The sequence below is a fragment of the Pinirhizobacter soli genome (genome assembly GCF_015905305.1).
GTDB classification, from domain to species: Bacteria; Pseudomonadota; Gammaproteobacteria; order Xanthomonadales; family Rhodanobacteraceae; genus Pinirhizobacter; species Pinirhizobacter soli.
In genome coordinates this window covers 395,221-417,042 of record NZ_JADZLQ010000003.1, presented here as the reverse complement: position 1 = coordinate 417,042, position 21,822 = coordinate 395,221, and the positions used below count along the sequence as shown (strand labels likewise).

The following is a 21,822-nucleotide window of genomic DNA, read 5'->3' as shown; positions in this document are numbered from 1 at the left end:
TTTTTCGCAGCACAAGCTGTCCTGCACAATCAACGCACCCAGAAATCCATTTCGCGCGCACCATCTCCCTTTAGCTGCGGGGCTTGCCACGCGTCGATTTCCTGCAGGTAGCCGGTCGGTGAGCTGCCTTTGGCCTGCCGATTGTTGACGTAGGCCTGCCAGCGATAATGGTGATAGACCGACAGGATATGCGAGGCGTAGTGCATCGCCAGTTCCTTGTTTCCCTCGATGATGACGAAGTTCTCGTCGTTTTTCTTGCTGGCGTTGGCGGAGAAATTGTGGCTGCCCGTGATAACCACCGGGTTGGTGAATGGGTCCACTACGATAAGCTTGGAGTGGATGATGGCGAAACCGATCACCCCGCCCTGTTTCGTCAGGAACTCGTTCCGCTTGACGGTGGCCGCCCAGTTGGCGAACGGGTGTGCCCCCTCGGGCTGCACCACATCCAGCGTCGAGGATACGCTCTTGCTGCTATTGACCGCCTTGACCGTAACCTGGCTCTCATCGTTCTTCGGCAGGGTGCTGACAACGCCCTTGATGTAGAGGCGCTTCCTGCCGTTCTGCAGCGTGCGGATCGTTCCGAGCGGGCCCTGGTTTCCTGGCTGGAACATTAAGAACAGGACACCCTCCTTGGCGTTGTTCAGCACGTCGTTGATAGCCGCCAGATCGACCTGCTTCGTCGTTCTACTGAACCAGATGCGCCCTTTGCTTTTGCCCACGCTGAACTCGGCGGGCAAATTATTCGCATCGACCAACGATGCAGGGAACTCGTTCTTGGCGTCGCGCAGACGGATCCATTGGTCGCGATATTGCGCAGCCGCTTCGCCGTCCTTCACCAGAAAACCATTGTTGGTTTGCGTACACAAACCCGTGCCCGTCCAGTTGGTGCTGCCAGTCCACACGGCCATCGGCTTATTCTTGCTGTCGGCAATCACCAGGAACTTGTTGTGTCCAAGCGCCCCGGGAGAAATAAATCGCCCATGCAGGTCTACCTTCGCTTTTTCCAGTCGGGCACGCGCCTCCTTGTTCTGGTCGCGGCGACGCGCATTGGCCGCGCCTTCGCCCTTTTTTGCCTGGATTGACCCATTTGCGAGCACCACATGCGCGCGCGCCCCTAAGGCACAAAGCGCGGAAACTAGTTCATCGTCGTCCAGTTCGTACAGCGCGGCGTAAACGTGCTGTTTCTTTCTGCTGGCGGTTTGAAGAAGGTCCAACAGCGCCAATCGCAATTCGCCTGAAAGGAAGATGCGAATGGGCTCCTCATGATTCTTCAGGCTGTCCTTGAAGGCTGTCAGTGCTTCTCGTGTCGTCGTCAGTCCCTGTTTGACCCGCAGGTCCTCCAGATAGCGTGACATGAACTGGGAAATCAGCATGCCCCGGTTAAAAAAGGACGACATACCATCCTGCGTACCGCCGGACAACGTCGCCCAATCCGTCCAGTCGCTTGCATCGCTCATGAGCGCCTGAAGTTTTCCGCCGGTATGCGCCATCGGAATCACACGGTAACGAACGGTCTGGCCCACGTTCGCGGTGAAATCTGCCCACCAGAAACGCTGGAACGGCCACTGGGTGGACGGCCGATGTTCACCGATACGAGGCTTGTCCCGTTCAAAGCCCATGCGGTTGTCAAGCGTCGTTCGCACGACGCCCTTCTTCTCGTCCTTCATTTCCTTTTCGATCGCAAAGCCCCAGCAGTCTGGTATGGATGCCGGAATCTTCCAGAGCACGACTGCATCGTCGCAGTTCGAAACTAGCGATACCTGGATAGTCATGACGCCCCCTGAGTAATGTAATCCAGCCACGGACACAGCACGTGGTTCGATAACACCCAACTCCATCGCGCGAATATACGCGGGCGGGGGGCAAGTTCTACACGCCTTTCGTTGTAGGGGAGTGAGTCCTGGCGTGAAGAGCCAGTCATATCTTCCTGCGGGGCCTGCGCGAAGGCGCGACTAGTTCGAATGGCTAGTGGCCGCGCGAATCGTCTAGTAGCACGCTCGGCCGGCGTGCGCGATGTGCCTGCGCAGTTGTGGCGTGCGGGACAACACATTCACGCCAGCGGCATGGTGCACCCTGAAAGTCGCCCATACCGATGCCACTCGATCAGTCGTGAAGGTTGTTGTAGACCGCGATAGCCGCCCAAATGAAGATAAGGGTCAGAACGCCGGCCCACTGAATGCCACGGCGGGATCGCTCTAGATCGATACGCGCCGGATACCGGCCAAGAGTGATTGCGAGCAAAGCGCCGCGCCCCACCTGGAAGAGTACGAAGTCCAAAATCACGTCCACGACGATATATTTGACGATTGATCCGACAGTCCTTGCCACCTCCTCAAACATCGATCCCCCCCCAACTTGCCGGTGCTGGAAAGCTTACTTCACCTTCAGCTTCACCAGCTATCAGTCCCGACCCCGAAATAGAATTGGACAGTCGATACTCTCAATTTTCCCCGAGGCGTTCGATAAAATATCGATGGTCGTGTAGTGACCGAGGGAACGGAAGATGTTTGGGCTGGCAAGAACGTAGGTCAGATGCGTACGAGACATACCTTCCGCCGGGTGGTCGAGGTCGTCGGGCTTGCCCCAAACAGCCCTTATCGTGCTTAGGTTAGATCCTACAAGCGATGACAAATGCTCGGGACAATCCAGGTCTGTGCGAGTCCCCAATGCGAGCGACCGAACGAACTTGAGCTTCGCGCACACATCCCGAAGAGCCTCGGGATCGTCATGACCTCGATAGACTTTGCAATACCGAGTCTTGCTTGCCTTTGCTCGCGCGCTCTCCAGCCTTCGATCCCAGTCTACGGGGGTTATGGTGCTGGGATCGATAGTGGGTAGTCCGGAGGAAGATGGCACAGCTTGTCCGAAGGCAACTTGTGCGAACGAGTAAATGAGCAAGAGCCACGATAGTTTCATCGTGAACTTCCCATCGCACAAAATGCAGCCGGCGTGAGAGATCGCTCAGCGAGCTTTTGAAGAGTTTCAGGCATTCCCTCCGTATGTAGTTCCCCGGCCAGGCCAGACTGCAACGCCCACGCCACGTACATTTCGGTGTGAGTAACCCTAGCGCTAGCTGGCAGATCCTCGGGAAAGTTGCCGCCCGAGTGCCAAGATGCGTCGTCGTATTTCATCATTCCGCACAGATCTCTCGACAAAATTCCGAAAACGCTTCCACTGCCGCCGGGGCCAGGCGGCGCGAGGGTCGCATGATGTAAAGCGGAAACGTCTCTCCCGGCCAGGTGGGGAACAATTCGATGAGTTTGCCACTCGCGATCAAAGGTTCGATACCCAGGTATAGCAGCTGCGCTATACCTGCCCCGGCCACACACGCTTGCACCATGGTGTCGACGTCGGTGAGCGTCAGGTGTCCTTTTGTTTCGACGGGAAGTACCTCGTTGCCACGCTGAAACTCCCAAGGGAATGGTTTGCCACGTCGAGGATCGATGTACTGAATGCAATCGTGCTCGGCGAGTTTGGATGGTGTTTTGGGTCGTCCGTGCCTGGCGATGTAGGCGGGCGATGCAACCGTCAGCACTCGCGTTTCGAGTAACAGCCGCGACGACATCGTAGAAGCAGGTTGCGGTCCGAAGCGCACTGCAACATCAATGCCTTCGGCGACCAGGTCGCCGACATCCGGATGCTGCAAGATCGTAAGTTCGAGTCCTGGGTAGCGCTCCCGCAGAAGAGGCAGCTTCGGCGCGAGTACAAAGCGCGCAAAGATGGGATTGAGACTTACCCGTAGCGCACCGCGCACCGTCACGGCGGCCCCTGTAGCGAAGTTCGCGGCTTCCTCGATGCCTTCTAGATGCGGTGCAGCGCGCTCGTACAGGCGAGTCCCCTCATCCGTAAGGTGCAGCGTTCGGGTTGTGCGATTCAACAGCCGTACGCCCAGCCGCTCTTCGAGCCTCGCGACCGATCGGCTCACCCCAGACGCCGATAGCCCAAGCACCTCGCCTGCACGACTAAAGCTGCCGGCCTCGACGACTGCGGCCAACACGCTCATCCCCGAAAGCAACCGCCCGTCGAAGCTCATGAGGCCTCCATTCGTGATTTTTAGCAAAGATGATTTGAACGACTCTACCTTTATCAAAGATGGGCCACAACCTATCTTTGCGCCCAACGGTACGCCGGAGGGCTCAGAAGGACTCCAGGCCGTTACCGCCACGGCGATTGATCGCTCCACTCATCGACACATGGAGACCTTCCTATGTCTGGTTTCGCACGCAATACCCTATTCAAGGGCGGCACCATCCTGACGATGGATGCCAAGGTTCCCAACCTGGCGATCGGCGACGTTCTCGTCCAGGGAGACCGCATCGCCGCCATTGGCCCGGATATCCGTGCCGAGGATGCGGAGGTCATTGACGCGGCGGGCAGCATCGTCCTGCCAGGCCTGATCGATGCCCATCATCATGCGTGGCTCGGTGTGATGCGTCGCCTCATGCCCGATGTCGATGACCTGTTTGCTTACATCGACGTCGTTGCCGAAAAACTGGGCGCGCACTACCGCCCGCTGGACATGTATCTGAGCACGAAGCTCACGGCCACCGCGTCTCTCGACGCAGGCATCACCACCATCATCGACGCCTGCCACAGTTCGCGCACCCCCGAGCATACCGATGCAGCCCTGGATGCGCTCGATCACGCGGGCATCCGGGCGTTGCACATGGTAGGTGCCGCCATGGACAAACAGGCCTCGGCAGCACATTTGCCGAAGGATCTCGAGCGTCTCGCGCTCAACTGGAATCACGGCGAGGGCCTCGTCCGGGTTGGCTTGTTCGGGCAACTTAATCTCGACTGGTGGAAAATCGCACGCGAACTCGACATGCGCATCCTGACCGAGTTCATCGGCGACCTTGCCAAGCTCTCGTCGGAATTCGCACAACCTGGTGTGCTGGGGCCGCACAACATCTTCAACCACTGCACGCGCGTTCCGGAAGAAACCTGGAAGCTGTTCGCGCAGGCAGGCGTCAACATCACCGTCAATCCGCGTTCGGATGCCTTGTTTGGTTTCGATGACGAGACGTTCGCTTATCAGAAGGCCATCGACTACGGCTTGAAGCCCGCGCTTGGCATCGATCTGGACACCGCTTTCGGTAGCGACATGTTCGGCGAGATGCACGCTCTGTTCGGACAGCAGCGTTCAGCCATGCGCTATCGCCGATTCCACAATGAAGAAAACGTGCCTGCTCCGATCTCGGTGAATGCGGTGCTGGAAGCGGCAACCGTCAATGGCGCACGGGCCGCGGGCCTCGAAGGATCGATTGGCACGCTAAGCCCGGGCAAACAGGCCGACATCATCATGATTCGAACCGATGGTGCCGCGGTCTTCCCTGTTACGAACGCAATCGGCACCGTCGTGCAGGCCGTCGAACGCTCGGATGTCGACACCGTGATGGTTGCCGGTGAGATCCGCAAGCGCGCAGGCAAGTTGGTGGGCGTCGACATGGCGAAACTGTCTGCTGATGTCGTTGCTTCCCGCAACTATCTGCTCAAGGCGAGCGGGTATCGCCCGGACCTCTTCCGTACGTCCGCCAACGCTGAAGCGTCGGTCTAATTCGAAGGCGTCGTCGGAGGAAAACGGCGGCGCCTCGATCCTCATCAACTGAGTTCGTGGAGGCTGTTATGCCAGCGCCCGCCGTAAATGATGTGAGCCAGCTTCAGGCAGCGCCGGCTCATCTGTCTCGCCCCGCACCCGGCATTATTGCGGCACTGTTTTGCGGCTATCTGGCCGTCGGCCTGCCCTTGCCGGTCATTCCGCTTTTCATTCATGAGAAGCTCAACTTCAGCAATTTCATCGTCGGTATCGTCATCGGCATCCAGTTCGTCGCCACCGTGCTGACGCGCGGTTACGCCGGACGACTGACCGATCATCATGGCGGCAAGCGGTCTGCTCTCCAGGGCGCGGTCGTGTGCGCATTCGGCGGGGTTCTTTACCTCATTGCGGCAACGCTCGGCCAATCACCCGCGATCAGTCTGGCCGTGATCATCGCCGGCCGCCTTGTGGCTGGGTTCGGCGAGAGCCAGTTCGTCACTGGCTGCGTCTCCTGGTCGATCGCATCGGTGGGCCCCCAACGCGCTGGCATGTCCATGTCGTGGACCGGTATCGCTATGTTTGCAGCGCTCGCTATCGGCGCGCCGGTCGGCATGGTGCTCTATCAGACCTACGGGCTTCGAACCGCAATGATTGCATGCATCGTCGCACCGCTCATCGCCGCCGTGATTGCGCTGCGTGGCAAGTCCTACTCAAGTTCAGCCGGCCAGCGCCTGCCGTTCTACCGGGTCATCGGTCAGATCTGGCGGGAGGGGTTTGGCCTCATGTTGCAGGGCGTTGGCTTGTCGGGTCTCACTGCTTTCGCATCGCTTTACTTCGCCGCAAAGACATGGAGTCATGCGGGCCTGGTCATGACGGCTTTCGGCGTCGGCTTCATTCTGGTGCGCCTGGTGCTCGGGCATTTGCCGGACAGAATGAGCGGCTATCGCGTAGCACTCTGGTCGTTGGTCGTCGAGGCGATCGGCCAGGCCATGGTGTGGACCGCTCCTTATGAAGTCGTCGCCCTCATAGGCGCGTTCGTCACCGGCCTCGGTTGCGCACTTGTATTCCCGGCACTTGGCGTGGAAGCACTCAAGCGGGTGACGCCGGCCAATCGTGGCAGTGCCATGGGTGCTTTCGTCGCCTTTCTCGACATCGCTTATGGGGTATCCGGTCCTACGGCAGGCATCATCGCCGGACATTTCGGGTACGCCGCCGTCTATCTCTTTGGCGCCATCTGCGCGCTTATGGGTGCGGGTCTTGTGCTTACCGTTCGCGCACCGCAACGTTGAAACATCAAAGACCGGGCCGGCGCAATCGCTTGCCGGCATCGGTCACAGGAGAAAGAAACATGTCACGCATCTTTATTTCCGGTTCGTCCACTGGCCTTGGCTTGATGACGGCCGAACTGCTCTCAAGCCAAGGCCATAAAGTTGTCCTGCACGCCCGCAATGCCAATCGCGCCGAGGACGCCGCACGTGCCCTGCCCGAGGCGGAGGCCGTCGTCATCGGCGACCTGGAAACCATCGCGGGCGCGACGAGCGTTGCGACGCAAGTCAACGCACTCGGGAAGTTCGATGCGGTTATCCACAATGCGGCCGTGGGGTATCGCGAGGGATACCGAGTGACCTCCGACGGCTTGCCGCATGTCTTCGCGATCAACACGCTATCGGCCTACCTGCTTACCGCACTGATTGAGCAGCCTAAGCGACTGGTCTACCTCAGCTCCGGCTTGCATCATCATGTCGATGCCCAACTGGGCGACATTCTGTGGAAGAAGCGTCGCTGGGACGGCTCAGCTGCCTATTCCGAAAGCAAGCTCCACGATGCCATGCTTGCCTTCGCTGTCGCCCGGCGCTGGAAAGATGTTCTGTCCAATTCCCTGGAGCCAGGTTGGGTGCCGACCAAGATGGGTGGACCTGGTGCGCCCGACGACATGGACAAGGCGCACCTCACCCAGGCCTGGCTCGCGGTGAGCGACAGCCCAGAGGCGCAAGTCACCGGAAAATATTTCTATCACCTCAAGCGGATGAAGCCGAATCCGCAGGCTTATGACTCTGCGCTTCAAGATCGTTTGCTGGCCATTTGCGCCGAGATTTCAGGCATAACAATGCCGGGCTAACCTTTGCTTCGCTTATCGATGAATCACATGTCGATGATAACCAACGTGCCATAGCTGCCCGGTAGTACCGAATGCGGAACACCCGCGAACGCCAGATACATCTGCCCGGTCGTAACTACGACTTCTTCGCCAAGCACTTCCAGCAGCATCTTTCCATTGATGACCAGAAGACCCTCGTTGTAGTCATGTGTTTCTTCTTCGTATGCCTGGTCGTCCATGCGAAGAACTTTGATGCGCGCCGGCCCCACCTGCCCGGTGATGGAAGAGGTCCAAGCTGTCGGTAAACTCGCCGCCAGAGATTCAAAGTCGACCAGCGCCATCAGCCTACCTCCAGAAAAGCAGTATCGTAGCGATGGGCATGACGCCGCGCCATATAGGGGTGCCGACAGTAACGGTCGGACGAGCTCCCGCGGCGCGAATGCCCACGATGCGACTCACGCAGGGAATGCCAGCCCGGTCATGCGTCGGCTTCGTCAGCGGCGCTTTCAGGCAGCGCGATGCAGGCGAAGAACGGCACATCGGCGGCACGCCAGCTTTCGGCGGCCTCGTCGAGGATGCCCATGAAGATATCGAACTCTGCCTCGTCGGCGTCGCGCAGCGTTTCGGCATGCATGATCAGCAGTAGATAGCCCTCGGAGCCCAGCCACGACAGGTCGCGCAGGCTGTCAGAGAGTGCATCCCAATTGCCGCCAAAGCTGGCCGGAAAGTGCAGAGCATCGTCCAGGTGGCGCAGCAGCGATGCCTTGTCGGTGCAAGCGTGCAGGTCGATAGGCAGCGTGCGTAGCGAGGTTGATTGGGCCTTGCGGTGAAGCGCGGCGATATCGTCCTGGGTGACGAAGAAGACGCCGTTGCTGGCGGCGGCGTTCAAGTCGATGTCGAGCAGGGAATTCATGCATGCACCTGGAAGCAGCGGAAGCTGCTGTAGTGATCGGCTGTGTAGTAGTACACGGTCGGCGGCGTGCCACCGGTAATGATGCGGCGCGCGCCACGATTGTCGGCGCCTGGCGTGTCGACCGTATACTCGTGGTAGTAGCCATTCGCCTGGGACGGCAATAGGCCTTCGCGATTACCGAACACCGTGCCGTCCTGGCGATGCGGGAACGGGCCGTCGCTTTCGATCAGCTTGATGGTCTGCAGGGCTTCCTGCGTCAGGAAACCTGGTAATACCGGGCAACCGCCCTGCTCCGAGCTGCTTGCCGGCGGGGTGCTAGCCACCTGCCCTTGCGGCGCGGGCTTCGTGGTATCCAGCTGGCCTTGCGGCGTGTGCTTGAAATAGAACCAGCCGATCAGGGCGATCAGAACCACCAACGGAAGAAGGCGATTGGTGCGCATGGAAATTCCTCAGGCGTTCACTGGTGAGCCGCGTCGACGCGCGTTTGCAACGCCATCGCGGCGGCTGGGTTGCGGTGCTTGGCGGCGCTGATGAAGAAGATGAAAACGTCGCGCGCGCTGCCATCGGGCAACGCGGCAACCACGTGCGGAAGTTCGGGATTGTCCTGGCCGTGCGCCCAGCGTTGCGCGCGCGTCGACCAGGCATCCAGATCTTTCTTGTTGTAACCGGTGGCGATGCCGTCTTCGCTGCGCATCAAACGGGCATAGGTGAAGTCACCCGTGATATCGGCTAGCGACGGGTACTCCGGCGAATCGGTGAAAACCGTCGGGATACGGTGCGAGCGAGCCAGCGCCACGTATTCGGCGCTGAGGAAACTCGGATGCCGAACTTCCAATACGTGCCGCAGCGGACGTCCAGCCAGCTTGGCCGGCAGCAGGCGCAGGAACGCGTCGAGGTCATCCGCGTCGAAGCGACGCGACGGCGGCAATTGCCACAGGATCGGCCCCAGGCGATCGCCCATCTGATCCAGGCCACCTTCGACAAACCCGGTAATGCCTTTAGCCGTATCCGCCAGCTTCTTGCCCTCGGTGATATAGCGCGGCGCCTTGAGCGAGAACACGAAGCCCTCTGGCGTCTCCGCCGCCCAGCGCTCGTATGTGGCCGGCTTCTGTGCACCGTAGAAGGTGCCATTGATCTCGATCACGCGCAGATGGCGGCTGGCATATTCCAGCTCGCGCTTTTGCACCAGGCCATCCGGATAGAAATTCTTGCGCCAGGGAGCATACGTCCAACCACCGATGCCGATGCGGACAGCGTGCTGCATTGCGGGAGCGACGAAGAGGTCGTTGCTGGCGGCTTTCTTGGGCATGGCTGCGGATCGAAGCGATGACGCATCCATGATGCCACGACCCAGGCGACAGTCTTCAACTCAGCGCAGTTATGTGGCCCTGGACAATCTAGATGCCTCGGGAAGCCAGGCGACCATTCCGGCCGTTCGTTCCCGGACCTCAGGGGAGGCAAGACACATGGCGACAGCCTCATACCCCGGTGCTCCCGGGTAAGGAGCTACCTGCACGGGTGGACTGTGATTTGGCGGACAGAAAACAATGGACTCATTCGGACCCATCGCAGCGAGATCCAGGATCGATGAAGAACGGGTCATCAGAAATAGTGGGCGCGCGCCCATCCTGGCGCGCTGGCGAAGAAGCGCAATCAGTGCTTCCTGGGTCCCACGATCCAGCCCTTGTTCCACCATGTCGATGACGAGCGCTGTCGGCCCCTCGGCTTCCAGACCAGCAAGCAAAGCGATCAAATTCTCCGATTCGGTACCTCCCTCTTCGACCAGCCAAGCGAGAGCCTGGTTCACCCGCAACTGGAGCGCCTTGTCTGCATGCAATCGAACTGAGGATGCAGAACGTCCCTCGTCGACCCGGTCCAGACCAACAAACAACGCATCGGGCAACTCTTCCGCCAGGCGCTTGGCGAACCTCGTCTTTCCGCTACCAAGCGACCCTACGATGAAGTTCAGGGACTGGATGTCGCGAAGTTCAAACCACTCACCACCCCATGGCCAAGGAAGCTCAAAGGCCACGCTGAGCCCCGTGGATGGCTTAAGCAGACGTGCGACCTCGCCTTCGGCCGGCACCTTACCTTGCGCAAGCTGCGCTCTAAGGTGGTTAACCTTGTCCTTGGTGCAAACAAGATGGTGAATTTCGTCGCCAAGTTTCGCCTCGTGTAGAACAAGAGCGAATTCCAGGTCTCGAGGCTCCCCTTCCAGTACGCGAGTAACCTGTGCCAGGCTTAGTCCAAGCGCGCGCAACGCCACAACCTCAGCAGCGCGGACCATGATGCCCTCATCGTAAATCCGATAACCGGCCGATGTGCGCCTGGGTGTTATCAGGCCGCGCTCCTCGTAAAGACGGAGGGCTTTTGTGGAAACACCGAGTTTCCTGGCCGCTTCGGAAGTGTGGAGATACATCGTCGAAGGATTCATGAATCGCCACTCCGTCTGAAGGCGGCGCCTATCTTGTGGCCTGCCCCAGGGGCCAGGTCAAGTAACCCGAAGGCAGCCCGCCAAGAGGGTGACGCGGCTCGCGCAGCGGACAATCAGCGGCCTGCATTGCCTGGCAGTTGCCGGGGGGGTGCGGCAAGGGCAAGCTTGGGAAGTGAACCATTAGCCGGCGGGGATGGGATGGATACGGGACAAGGGCGGACGATGAAGATGCTTGCTGCAGTTTTGCTTGGCCTGGCCACCCTGGCGGGACAGCAGGCGCAATCGCAGGAGACGGATGTCGACCTTGCCGTGCGGGGAGACAAGCTGCACTTCCATGTCTACAAAGGCGAGGGGCTTCCGATTCTCTTCGAGGCCGGCGGCGGGGATGACTCGACGGTGTGGGCCGGTATCGCCAAGCCCCTGCATGACATCACCGGCGCGACACTCATCACTTACGACCGTGCGGGGTTCGGACGGAGCGAGCTAGACGGACGTAACCAGGCCGTGGACGCCCATGGCATCGAGAACGGGGTTGCGGAGCTGGACGAAGCGCTCCACCAACTGGGTTACGACGGGAAAATCATGCTCGTGGCCCATTCGTACGGGGCGCTCTACGCAACACTGTACGCATCGAAGCATCCCCAGCGGATAAAGACAGCGGTCCTTGTTGATGGCAGCTCGGCCTGCTGGTTCACCGAGGACTGGATGAAGGACTTCGTGCGGGAGCAAGGTGACAAGAAGCCACCAACTTCGGGCTCGCTGGGCAGTTACTACCAGTCGAAGAACCTGCCTAAAACCGTCGAGATCGTGAGGGCCAATGCCTTCCCGGCGTCTATTCCCATCATCGACCTGGTCTCGGACCATCCGCCTTTTTCCTCCGATGCCGACATCAGCCGCTGGAAGGAATGCCATCGGACGTTTGTCGATGCTGCGCCCAATCGGCTAGGCATCAAGGCCTCCGGGACCGGGCATTACATCTACAGAGACAATCCACTTCTGGTGATCCAGGCCATCGTCAAGGCCTATGCTGGTGTTGTCGATGGGAAGGCGGCGCGACAAATCCTTGCGCGGGACGTTGACTACTCCATTGAGGCAGTCAACAAAGCCAGTTCGCTTCAGGACGTCAACCGGCACTAAGAGGAACCAAAATGCACATGGCCATGGTGATCGGCGGCGGCTTCGTCCTGCTCGGCCTCTTCATGCTGTTCGGCAGACTATGGGGCGGCACCATGCCGGATCTCGTCCTGGCGGCCAAGTTGTTCATACCTATATGGCTGATCGTGTCGGTCACCAACCTGTGGGTTGGCGTGACGAAGGCCGGCTATTCGGTGCGGGACGAATTACCGATCCTTCTAATCGTCTTCGCGGTGCCCGCCATAGCTGCCGGCATCGCTATCTGGCGGTTGGCGCGCTGAAGACTCCGAGATGACCGACGTCAACACCCTTCTGCGCCGACGCGATGGTCACCATGCCCGCGTGACCAACGAGGAACTGTTCTTCGATCTTGTCTATGTCTTCGCGGTCACGCAGCTCAGCCATGAGTTACTGCACAACCTGACGCTGACCGGCGTGGTCCAGACGCTGATCCTCTGGTTCGCCGTCTGGCTCGGTTGGCAATACACCTGCTGGACCACCAACTGGTTCGATCCCGAAACTCCGCGCATCCGCTGCCTGCTTTTCGCCGTCATGCTCGCCGGGCTGATCATGGCCTCGGCGATCCCCGGTGCCTTCGGTGAATGGGGGCTGGTTTTCGCGCTCGCCTACGTCGCGATCCAGGTGGGGCGCACGGCCTACATTGTTTGGGAGTTGGGGTCGGATCATCCGCTGTCGGCCAACCATCGACGCATGCTGGTCTGGGTTTCGATTGCGGCGGCGTTTTGGATTGCCGGCGCATTCACCGAGCATTGGACACGAGCTGCTCTATGGGCCGTCGCAGTCGCCTGCGAGTACATCTCGCCGATGTTCGGCTTCGCACTCCCGGGCCTGGGCCGGTCGCGGACCAGCGACTGGACGATCGAGGGCGGGCATCTGGCCGAACGCTGCCAGCTCTTCGTCATTGTCGCGTTGGGGGAAACCCTTCTGGCGACAGGCGTCGCCATGTCGGATACCGAAACCTGGGACGTCACCATGGTGTCGGCCGTACTGGCTACGTTCTTCGGTGCGCTGGCGATGTGGTGGCTGTATTTCGGAACGTCGAGCAAGGATGCCACGGACACCATCACTCATTCCGATGACCCCGGTCAGATCGGCGCTTACTTCCACTATATCCACGCCATCCTTGTCGCAGGCATCATCGCGACGGCCGTGGGCAACGATCTGGTGCTCGCGCATCCGCATGATGCGATGAAGACAACTTACGCTCTCGTTCTTGGCGCTGGCCCAGCGATCTATCTGCTGGGTAGCGCCGTTTACAAGAAGGTGGTTTATGGCGTGATACCTGTCTCCCATATCATGGGAGTCATCGCGCTTGCGCTTCTGATTCCAGTCGCGTACGTCATCAACATGCTGGTTGTGGGCTGGTTGACTACAGCTGTGATGCTCGTTGCTGGGTACGGCGAGGGGAGGATGTTGCGTAAGCGGCGTCAATCCGAGCCTCTGGAAAGATCCTCGCATTGAAGAACGGCATGTTGCCGGTTAGAAATTTCGCCCGTCTTCAAACCAGTTGAGACCGTCGCTTACGAAGGATATCGTCGAAAACGAGGGAACCGTGGTCGGCGAGTTTTTCAATTGAATATTGCCGCCACCGGCGAAAGTGATGCCTCCCAAGCCCGCTTGGATCGTCACGCGCTGAGCGATACCCAAGGTGGTCATGCTGGTTATATTTGGTGTTGCCCCTGTTACTCCGTACATATTCTTACCGACAGATAGTACGAGTGAGGCGGCTGAAGTCAGCGAGTAGGCGGCGTCATTGGTGCAGCCGGTAATTACCGGAGGGCTGAATGATGCGTTGAAGTTCATTCCATCAACGTTGCCAAGTGTATTGTTCTTGAAGTGGCAGCCGCTCACCACGCAACCAGAAGGGCTATTCGCGAACTGGATGCCGTAATGCGCGAACTGCTTGATGCGGCAGCCAACTATCATGGCATCGGAGCCTGTCGAATTAACAACAATGCCGGTGCGCGACGTTACAAAGTCACCGGCGATGGAGCATCCGACTATGGAGCAGGCTTGGCCATTGAGCGTTGTGCTTAAGCCAAATACCGCGGTGCCCATCATTTGGACATCTGTGGCATTGGAATTCACTAGCAGCGCGCTTTGGTTGATGGTGCCTGCGCCTATCCAACCACCTACGATTTGAATAACCGCACCTTGATTGACGATGATGCCATTTGAGCTATTGTCGACTTCGATGTCCGGCTCAAAGATGAAGTTATTACCTTGCCCAGGCGAGTCGACGTAGACACCTGTGCCAAAAAATGAATACATGATCGGGAAATTTATTGTGCATCCGCCCGAGAATGGACCGAAATGGACGCCATTCCCCAAGAAGTCGCTGAATTCACAATTGTCGATGCGACCACTGGTCGTCCAGTTCGCCAACCCCGCACTTCCTTCTTGATCAACGCCGTGGTTGACGAGTGACACAAACATGCACCACTCGACGTTAACCGACACTCCCTGGAAAATGTAAATGCCATTCCACAGTCGCCGAGTAGTTCCATCACTACCGTAGAAAGTGCAGAAAAATATATTAATGTACGAGGCATTGTTTACGCTGATGCATGCTCCTTCGGAGAAGGTGCTTACGCCACTCCTTGGCACAAAGTTGAAGCCGCTCACCGAAGTGCGGTACAGCAGACCTTTAGTGGTACCGGTGCCGTCACCGATCACGAGGCCGTTCTGGTTCTCTGTACCCAGCACGAATTGAGCTTGGCCGCGATCGCAAGCGATCGTTAAGCTGCCAAGCGTAATGGTCAGCGCCGCCGAGATAAGATAATCGCCGGCAGGAAAATAAAGTTCGCGGCCAACGCTGGCGTCAATAGCGCTTTGGACGTTGGCGGTAACGTCTATCAGACGTGTTCGAGCTTCAACATCCGCCTTCTGAGCGTCCGTAAGGAAGTCGAACACGCTTACTTTTTCTCGCAGTTTTTCTTGCGCGGTACGGCTTTGTGCTCCCAGCCCACCTTGAGAGAAGCCGACCAAGGCTGCTCCATCGCTTGCGGCCAATTCTGCATGCATCACGGGGGTGTCCGTGAGCGGGGAAGTAGCGGGGGCAGGCACTGCGTTTACGCTTTTATCATTGGACATCTCGCACTCCTTGTGTTGACTGTGATGTTCTGGTCGCTGATGCTCGTGTGGAGCGATCAGGTCGCAGGTAGCATCTAGGAGTGCGGTCTCATGGTGCGAGAATTGCGGTTGGCCGTCAGGCTAATCGTCAATTTGGCATTGCGCGGAAGTCTCTGCACTGAAGCTCAGATCATGCTTGGTTCGGCAAGCTGGCCCAAACCTCTTGCATAGTTCTGTCACCCGATTCGCGGGGCGAAGTAATGCTTTGCGTGGTTGACGAGCTTGAGTGAGGAAATCTCATACATCAGGTCAGCAAGTTCATAACTGAGATCGATGTTTCCACCGGGGATAAAATCCTCCAGCGCGCACGCCATGCTCGCGGCCGCTCGTTCCAACGCCGGGTCCCCTACGGCTTGAGCCCTCGCGGTGAGCGAATTGCAACGACTGCGCGCTTCACCTAAATCGCTCGATTTCACACTTTCGACCAAGGCCAGCGTATCGGCGAATAAAGCATCCTGCCCGGATGCATTCCAGCCGGTCATGGTTCAATTCGAAAGGTAAGCGCTCCGCCTTCCAGGGCAAACGTCTGGCCATCGGTTTGAATAAGGCGACGCCCATCGGCAAGCGCATAGCCTACCTTTGACGTGTCAGCGACGGCCGGCTCGTCCAGTGCAACGGCGGCCAGATGGTAGAGACGGCCGTCGCTACCGCTCGCGTAAAATCGGAGCAGGGGTTTTTTTGTGGGCATGGCACGATATTGACTGGGAGAGCGTCAAGCCAGTGGGTGCCTGAAAGCTTGGGCTCCTCACGCCCGCTGCACCGGTGTCTGTTCAGCTACCGTAGCTATGCACCTGAAGCCGCTTTGCCTGCCGTGTTGAAGGCAAGCTGGTCGGCGAAGGCGCGTTGGAAGGCAGGCCGCTCTTCGGCCCGGGCGACATAGGCCGCCAAGGTCGGGAATTCTCCCAACATCCCCGACGGCTTCAGGCGTTGCAGCACCGACACCATCACCAGGTCCGCCGCGCTGAAATCGCCATCGAGCCACTGGGCATCGCCCATGCGGTCGGATAACTTGCCCAGCCGTTCGCGAATGCGGTTCTGGACAAGAGGCAGGCGGTCCTGGCACCAGGGCTTGTCGCCTTCCTGGAACTTGGCGATCGCGAGATCAAGGATGGGCGGCTCCACGGTACTGAGCGCGGCGAACATCCAGGTGACCGCACGGGCACGCGCGTTGGCGTCGTCCGGCAACAGGCCCGAATACCGCTGGGCGATGTGGAAGATGATCGCGCCCGACTCGAAGATGGCAAGGTCGCCCTCCTCGAACGTGGGAATCTGGCCGAATGGGTGACGGGCAAGGTGCTCAGGTTCCTTCATGGCCTGGAAGGACACAGGCAGAACCGTATACGCCTGGCCTGCTTCCTCAAGCGCCCAGCGCACGCGCGTATCCCGCGCCAGCCCCATGCCCCCGTCGGGGGAACGCTCAAAGGCGGTGATTGTGATCGTCATGGCGTGGCTCCCGCTGTGGTCGTCGAGTGTCCAATCGGTCTCTTCACAAAGGCTATCAAATGCATCTTTGGCTCCTCGTTCAGGCCGGCCAGGGTGGCCTGTTATAGCTACGTCGAACGAAGGGGCCGGAAATCGACACGGCCCTGCGAGAAAGTTTGCTAGTGGGCGTCCACTGAGGCCAACCAACAGACAGGGCGAATGAACCACCCAGGCATGCTCTGCCTGTCGGCTCCGGTCACTCCATGGTGGTCATGTCCAATTAGCTGGCCGAGGATGTCCACATAGATAGCCATGGTGCTCTTTGCGTGCAAGATGTGCAATTATATTGCACATGTCAGACCGTATTTCAACGCCCGAAGGAGCTCGATCGCTGGGTCGACGGATTGCTGACGCACGGAAGAAATTGGGTATATCTCAGGATATTCTTGGCGTCGAAGCAGGTGTTGAGCGGTCTTTGATCTCGAAGCTTGAGGGTGGTCAGTTCAAGACAATCAACGGTAGCGTGCAGAAAATTTGCACAGCACTGGGATTAAATCCTTCAGAAGTCGACGGCGGAGAGCATCTAGAGGCAATATTCCAGCGAGTTAGTAACTTGTCTCGCAGGGCCCCTCACGCGTTGACTGTGATCGATGCTTTTCTGAATGTATTGGAATCCATCGACAAACATCCGACATAGTCTGTCCGAACGGCGCCGCAGCTCGGCAGTCGCAGTTTTCAGATGTATTCCATACTTGCCACCAAAGGCGGCCAAGTGGTGGCGCCTCGGCATCGCATCAAATGACTGCAGCGAAGCTGCAACTACTCCGAACTCAGGCATCCGCCCAACGGACCGGACGAATGAACCACCCAGGCATGCTCTGCCTGTCGACCCCAGTCACGTCATGGTGTTCATGACCGGTTAGCCAGCCGCGGATCGTTTCGACACAACCCGATGATTCATTCGTCCTGCGCTGACTCATGCAGGAGCATTTCGCCACGCTGTTTGCACGCAGAGTGGCGGGCGAGCCAGGATCGAAAACCGTCTTAAGTCTAATCCGGCCGGGACGAAGCCCGCCTGGTCGCCCGCCGTAGAGGGACGGGAAATCACGGGTACCGCAGGAGGTGGAGCCTGCGATACCCGAGACTTAAGAACGGGTTTCGATACCCGGCCGCCGGGAGTTGCCCCGGCGGCAAACAAATGATCCCGGATACGCCGGCCGAACTCCATATAGTAAGCGTCGCAAAGTTTCCTCCGACATCCCATCGGAGAAACCTCACTTGTCGAGTAAACGATCCCGTCTATAACGACCCCGCAGCCGCTCGTCACAAAACGCTTGCCCGCAGCACACGACAAGGCCAGCTTGCGACACCCGGTCATCGAGGCACTCGTATGAAGAAACTGAGCCTGGCTGTCGCTCTTGTCCTGGCGCCCTGCGCCGCATTTGCGCAAACCACTCCGCCCCCAGCACCCGTGCCCACGATGTTCTCCGCGGAAGTGCAGTGGGGCCCGCAGAACGACGCATCGCCCGCCTTCACCCCCGACGGAAACACCGTCGTGTTTACACGGCGAGCAGGCACCTCGCGCCAGCTTATGATTTCCCACAAGCAGGGCGACACCTGGTCGCAACCCGTAGTGGCGCCGTTCTCCAACGTAGGCAACAGCATCGCACCGGCGATGGCCCCGGATGGCTCGTACCTGATCTTCGTCTCAAACCGACCGGCAGTCGCGGGCGGCGCGCTACTGGATGGCTTCTACGCTGGAAAGCCGCAGCCGGGGCGCGGCGGCAACCTGTGGCGCGTGGACAGGAAAGGTGATGCGTGGGGAACACCCGTACGCCTGCCCGACATCATCAACAGCAGTTCATCCACTTACGATCCGTCGGTCGCGAAGGACGGCAGTATTTATTTCACGCAGACCGGCGGGAAGACAGGTGCTTTCCGGCTTTTCAAAAGCGCGTTTCGCAATGGCAGTCTGCAGCCGCCCCAACCATTGCCGTTCAGCGATGGCATCACCGAAGACTACGATCCGGCCGTGGCCCCGGACCAGTCCTTCCTGGTCTTCAGCTCGGAACGGGCGCCAGCACCCTCCGACACGGCGGACCTCTTCATCGTGTTCGCCACCGCCAGCGGCTGGAGCGCGCCTGTCCATATCGCCGCTTCCGGCTTCCAGGCGCACTTGAGTCCGGACCTGTCCACGCTTTACTTCGATAATAAGCCGCCGGGCATCTGGACTATTCCATTGCGTCCAGTGCTTACGCAGTTAAAGCGCGCCGAAGCGATCACCCCGACAGCAAACAAATAACCCCGATGCTCAGAAGGGCAAGATTGCCTTCATGTCCGCATCGAATAACCGCCATACGCCATCCGCACCTTCCAGGCTGACCAAGGCTGAGCCTGCGCACACAATGCAGGTCGCGCGAGCTTGCCCGGAGGCGAACGCCACGGCTATAAGGCGGGAGGAATGTAGGGTTGGAAGTCCTTGGGCGTCGCGAACCAGCCAACCGCCATTGGATTCCGGCAACTGTGCCACGTCGAAGATCTTCAAGAAAGCGCCTACTGTTGGGCTAAACCTGTGCTCTGCAAGCCTTCGCCGAGCGGGAGTGAGACGGTGAACTGACTACCCGCTCCGATGCCTTCGCTCGTGGCAATGACATTGCCGCCATGCGCCTCCACCAGCTCGCGAACGACCGTCAATCCGATACCCAAACCATCACTATTGAACGCGACGGCCTGTGGATCTTGCACGAACGGATCGAACATGGTGGCCAAGGTGTCCGTCGTCATGCCGATGCCGCTATCAATCACCGTAATGATCAACGCGTTGCCAGTCTCAGCCATGGCCAGTTCGATCTCGCCGCCTTGGGGTGTGTATTTAGAGGCGTTGTCGAGCAGGTTGACGAAGACCTGGGCAAGGCGCACCGGGTCGCCATGGATCATCACGGGCGCCGGTGGCAGTTTCGAGTGAAGACGCTGATTACGCGCATCCATGGCCGGCACACACGTTTCGACGGCTTGCGCAAGGATCTCGGCGATATTCAGCATCTTTCTGGTTAAACGCAACTTGCCGACACCGACGCGCGAGACCTCCAGCACGTCAACCAGCAAGCGGGTGATGTGCAGCACCTGCCGCTCAATGATGGCTTTCATCCTGGGCAGGTCATCCAGGCGCGTTTCATCGATCATCGACGCGGCCATGCGTATCGGTGTCAACGGCGTGCGTAACTCGTGGGAAAGCACGGCGAGAAAGTCGGCGTGCCTGATCCGGGCAAGTTCCGCGGCATCGAGCAAATGGTGGGCATCGAGTGCGGCCAGAACCAGTCTCTCGTTCGCGTCGCGTAACTGCGCATAGTGACGCTCGTGCTCGACGGTGTCTTTTCCGATGGACAGGGACAGGGCTTTCAGGGCTTTTGCGGATGCGTCAGCTTCGTCTTGCATGCGTAGCGAGGAAAGGACCAGCGCTTCGTTCGCTGCGATTAACTGGGCGACGCGTGCTTCGAATGCCAGATGGGTTTCCGCCACGATGATCTCGGCTTCTTTTGCCTCGGCCAAACGGGCTTCTTCGCCGGCTATGCCGACGCCAGCGCCCTCTGTCTGGCGCTTCGTCACCATGGCGAACGCTTCGGAGGCAACTCATTCATGAGTGTGGTTGCCGTGGATGGAGCTGGAGCTTGGAAGTGACTTTCGTGTGGGTCGGCCACCCAGTAACCCTTCCTGTTCCGGAAGCATGGTGCCAATGTGGATGCCGTCCTCGTTGATCTCGTAGGCGCATAACTCGTTCGAGTGCGCGCTGGCGCGCACCTTGACCACGGCCATGACGCGCAGAAGCCGGCTCTCAACCTCAATGTAACGCTGCACGACGATCGCATCGGTCATGAAGGCCGTGCCGTAGGGGCTGAAGCGCAGGTCGGTGTAGCGGTCCTCCAGTTCGGAAGTCATCAGCACGGTGACGCCCTCGGCAGCGAGCGCGGAGACCATGCGCGACAACGATTCCCGGAAGTCGGGTCGGAAGGTTGGCGCCAGGGCCAGTTCAAAACCCGAAAGGGAATCGATGACCACGCGCGTCGCACCCAGGCGCCGGACCTCGGTAAGCAGAAGCAGGACGATTTCGTCGATCGAAAGGTCGGGGGCCTGGGTGTCGACGAGGCCCACCTTCCCCTGATCGATCAATCCCGCCAGCAGCGGGGACCGCTCGCGGTTGGGAATCTGCTCGAAAGCCGCGACGACGCCGGTTTCGCCGTTGCGGGCTCCTTCCACCAGGAAGGCCGCGGCCAGGATGCTCTTGCCCGATCCGGAGGGCCCGGCCACCAATAACGAATAGCCCCGGGGTAGGCCGCCACCCAGCATTGCATCGAGTTTCGGCACGCCGGTGCCCAAGCGGGAACCCGGGGCGCCCGTCGCAGCTTTGGGGGATGCGGGGGCCAACACCCGGGCCGGTGCGAACACCTTGATCCCGTTGTTATTGATCCGGAAGGTATGCAGGCCAGGCAGAGTCGGCTGGCCACGCATTTTCATGATTTCGATCTTGCGGACCATCGAATTGCGCTGGACGCTCTGGCGAAGCCAGATCAGGCCGTCGGCCACGGTGAAGACGGGATTGGCATCGGTTTCGGTGAAGTATTCGCCGATCAGGAAGGTGGTGGCCTGCCAGCTGGTCATCACCATGCCCAATTTCTGCACAAACTGCTGCAGGCTGTTGTGCTCGTTGCCGCCCGCATTGTTCGCCAGGACGACCGAGCGGAACGAGTCGACGAAGATGATTGCTGGATTGTGCTTTTCGACCTCGACAACGATCCGCTGGAGCACCTGGTCCAGGTCACCCGCAAGCGTTTCTTCGGTCAGGTTGATGAAATGGATCGAACCGTTGACCAGTTCCGCATCGAAGAAAGCGAACTGTTGCTGGTAGCGCAACATCTTCAGCGGTGGTTCGCCGAGTACCGTGAAATAGAGGGTCGGCCGCTCCGGTTTGGCCAGCGAGAACATGATCTGGTGCGCGAGCGTGGTCTTGCCACACCCCGGGGGGCCCGCGATGAGATTGAACGAAAATTCGGGCAGTCCACCGCCCAGCACCTCGTCCAGTCCCGGGACGCCAGTAGCCAGGCGAGTGATTGTCGATCGGGTGCTCATTGAGGATG

General features: G+C 59.3%; 22 protein-coding genes. 8 read left to right on the top strand and 14 right to left on the bottom strand.

Translation table 11 applies throughout. The features are described from left to right. Positions 1-29: 29 nt before the first annotated feature. The 4 genes from NDK18_RS15225 to NDK18_RS15215 form a co-directional block, all read right to left on the bottom strand. Positions 30-1,772: a phospholipase D-like domain-containing protein gene (locus NDK18_RS15225; RefSeq protein WP_250628257.1), complete on the bottom strand. Its 1,743-nt coding sequence runs from the start codon at positions 1,770-1,772 to the stop codon at positions 30-32. Between the two features lie 331 nt (positions 1,773-2,103). Further along, complete coding sequence (locus NDK18_RS15220) at positions 2,104-2,340, bottom strand: hypothetical protein (protein WP_250628256.1); 237 nt, start codon at positions 2,338-2,340, stop codon at positions 2,104-2,106. Between the two features lie 572 nt (positions 2,341-2,912). Continuing rightward, positions 2,913-3,131 (bottom strand): DUF7832 domain-containing protein, encoded by a 219-nt coding sequence (locus tag NDK18_RS19505; protein WP_486644317.1) that lies wholly within the window; start codon positions 3,129-3,131, stop codon positions 2,913-2,915. Next, entirely contained in the window at positions 3,131-4,033 is a 903-nt protein-coding gene (locus NDK18_RS15215) for a LysR family transcriptional regulator (RefSeq protein WP_250628255.1), read from the bottom strand. The genes NDK18_RS19505 and NDK18_RS15215 overlap by 1 nt, the downstream gene beginning before the upstream one ends. A 174-nt stretch (positions 4,034-4,207) precedes the next feature. On the opposite strand from NDK18_RS15215, the gene NDK18_RS15210 reads away from it, so the two are divergent. From NDK18_RS15210 to NDK18_RS15200, 3 genes are all read left to right on the top strand, one after another. Beyond that, on the top strand, positions 4,208-5,557 hold the full coding sequence (locus NDK18_RS15210; RefSeq protein WP_250628254.1) for an amidohydrolase family protein: 1,350 nt from the start codon (positions 4,208-4,210) through the stop codon (positions 5,555-5,557). A 68-nt stretch (positions 5,558-5,625) separates the two neighbouring features. Continuing rightward, positions 5,626-6,825: an arabinose transporter gene (locus NDK18_RS15205; RefSeq protein WP_250628253.1), complete on the top strand. Its 1,200-nt coding sequence runs from the start codon at positions 5,626-5,628 to the stop codon at positions 6,823-6,825. 59 nt (positions 6,826-6,884) lie between these two features. Then, positions 6,885-7,655 (top strand): SDR family NAD(P)-dependent oxidoreductase, encoded by a 771-nt coding sequence (locus NDK18_RS15200; protein ID WP_250628252.1) that lies wholly within the window; start codon positions 6,885-6,887, stop codon positions 7,653-7,655. Positions 7,656-7,678: 23 nt separating this feature from the next. Here NDK18_RS15200 and NDK18_RS15195 read toward each other — a convergent pair whose 3' ends face one another. The 5 genes from NDK18_RS15195 to NDK18_RS15175 form a co-directional block, all read right to left on the bottom strand. Next, positions 7,679-7,975 carry a cupin domain-containing protein gene (locus NDK18_RS15195; protein ID WP_250628251.1) on the bottom strand — a complete coding sequence of 99 codons (297 nt, stop codon included), beginning with the start codon at positions 7,973-7,975 and terminating at the stop codon, positions 7,679-7,681. Positions 7,976-8,112: 137 nt separating this feature from the next. Then, complete coding sequence (locus NDK18_RS15190) at positions 8,113-8,547, bottom strand: barstar family protein (protein WP_250628250.1); 435 nt, start codon at positions 8,545-8,547, stop codon at positions 8,113-8,115. Next, on the bottom strand, positions 8,544-8,987 hold the full coding sequence (locus NDK18_RS15185) for a guanyl-specific ribonuclease (protein ID WP_250628249.1): 444 nt from the start codon (positions 8,985-8,987) through the stop codon (positions 8,544-8,546). Before NDK18_RS15185 ends, NDK18_RS15190 begins: the two co-directional genes overlap by 4 nt. 17 nt (positions 8,988-9,004) lie before the next feature. After that, positions 9,005-9,856, bottom strand: a complete 852-nt coding sequence (locus tag NDK18_RS15180; RefSeq protein ID WP_250628248.1) for a DUF72 domain-containing protein — start codon at positions 9,854-9,856, stop codon at positions 9,005-9,007. A 69-nt stretch (positions 9,857-9,925) separates the two neighbouring features. After that, positions 9,926-10,981: a MerR family transcriptional regulator gene (locus NDK18_RS15175; RefSeq protein ID WP_250628247.1), complete on the bottom strand. Its 1,056-nt coding sequence runs from the start codon at positions 10,979-10,981 to the stop codon at positions 9,926-9,928. A gap of 222 nt (positions 10,982-11,203) precedes the next feature. Here NDK18_RS15175 and NDK18_RS15170 point away from each other — a divergent pair, with 222 nt between their 5' ends. From NDK18_RS15170 to NDK18_RS15160, 3 genes are read left to right on the top strand one after another with little or no spacing between them, the layout of a single operon-like run. Next, positions 11,204-12,118, top strand: coding sequence for an alpha/beta fold hydrolase (locus NDK18_RS15170; RefSeq protein ID WP_250628246.1), 915 nt, complete (start codon positions 11,204-11,206; stop codon positions 12,116-12,118). A 17-nt stretch (positions 12,119-12,135) separates the two neighbouring features. Then, positions 12,136-12,396 (top strand): hypothetical protein, encoded by a 261-nt coding sequence (locus NDK18_RS15165; RefSeq protein WP_250628245.1) that lies wholly within the window; start codon positions 12,136-12,138, stop codon positions 12,394-12,396. Positions 12,397-12,406: 10 nt separating this feature from the next. Further along, a complete protein-coding gene (locus NDK18_RS15160; protein ID WP_250628244.1) occupies positions 12,407-13,597 on the top strand; it encodes a low temperature requirement protein A in 1,191 nt (396 codons plus the stop codon). Positions 13,598-13,615: 18 nt separating this feature from the next. Here the strand turns inward: NDK18_RS15160 and NDK18_RS15155 are convergent, their stop codons facing one another. From NDK18_RS15155 to NDK18_RS15145, 3 genes are all read right to left on the bottom strand, one after another. Beyond that, positions 13,616-15,163 (bottom strand): hypothetical protein, encoded by a 1,548-nt coding sequence (locus NDK18_RS15155; protein WP_250628243.1) that lies wholly within the window; start codon positions 15,161-15,163, stop codon positions 13,616-13,618. A gap of 281 nt (positions 15,164-15,444) precedes the next feature. Continuing rightward, on the bottom strand, positions 15,445-15,750 hold the full coding sequence (locus NDK18_RS15150) for a hypothetical protein (RefSeq protein ID WP_250626255.1): 306 nt from the start codon (positions 15,748-15,750) through the stop codon (positions 15,445-15,447). Between the two features lie 301 nt (positions 15,751-16,051). Further along, positions 16,052-16,711, bottom strand: a complete 660-nt coding sequence (locus NDK18_RS15145) for a glutathione S-transferase family protein (protein WP_250628242.1) — start codon at positions 16,709-16,711, stop codon at positions 16,052-16,054. A 331-nt stretch (positions 16,712-17,042) separates the two neighbouring features. On the opposite strand from NDK18_RS15145, the gene NDK18_RS19485 reads away from it, so the two are divergent. Then, the gene (locus NDK18_RS19485) at positions 17,043-17,387 is read left to right on the top strand and encodes a helix-turn-helix domain-containing protein (protein WP_425600647.1); all 345 of its coding nucleotides are present in this window, start codon (positions 17,043-17,045) and stop codon (positions 17,385-17,387) included. Positions 17,388-18,080: 693 nt separating this feature from the next. Then, positions 18,081-18,992 (top strand): TolB-like translocation protein, encoded by a 912-nt coding sequence (locus tag NDK18_RS15140; protein ID WP_250628241.1) that lies wholly within the window; start codon positions 18,081-18,083, stop codon positions 18,990-18,992. Positions 18,993-19,243: 251 nt separating this feature from the next. Here NDK18_RS15140 and NDK18_RS15135 read toward each other — a convergent pair whose 3' ends face one another. Both NDK18_RS15135 and NDK18_RS15130 read right to left on the bottom strand, forming a co-directional pair. Beyond that, positions 19,244-20,299 (bottom strand): sensor histidine kinase, encoded by a 1,056-nt coding sequence (locus NDK18_RS15135; protein ID WP_250628240.1) that lies wholly within the window; start codon positions 20,297-20,299, stop codon positions 19,244-19,246. Between the two features lie 21 nt (positions 20,300-20,320). Beyond that, a complete protein-coding gene (locus NDK18_RS15130) occupies positions 20,321-21,814 on the bottom strand; it encodes an ATPase domain-containing protein (RefSeq protein ID WP_250626249.1) in 1,494 nt (497 codons plus the stop codon). Positions 21,815-21,822 lie beyond the last annotated feature (8 nt).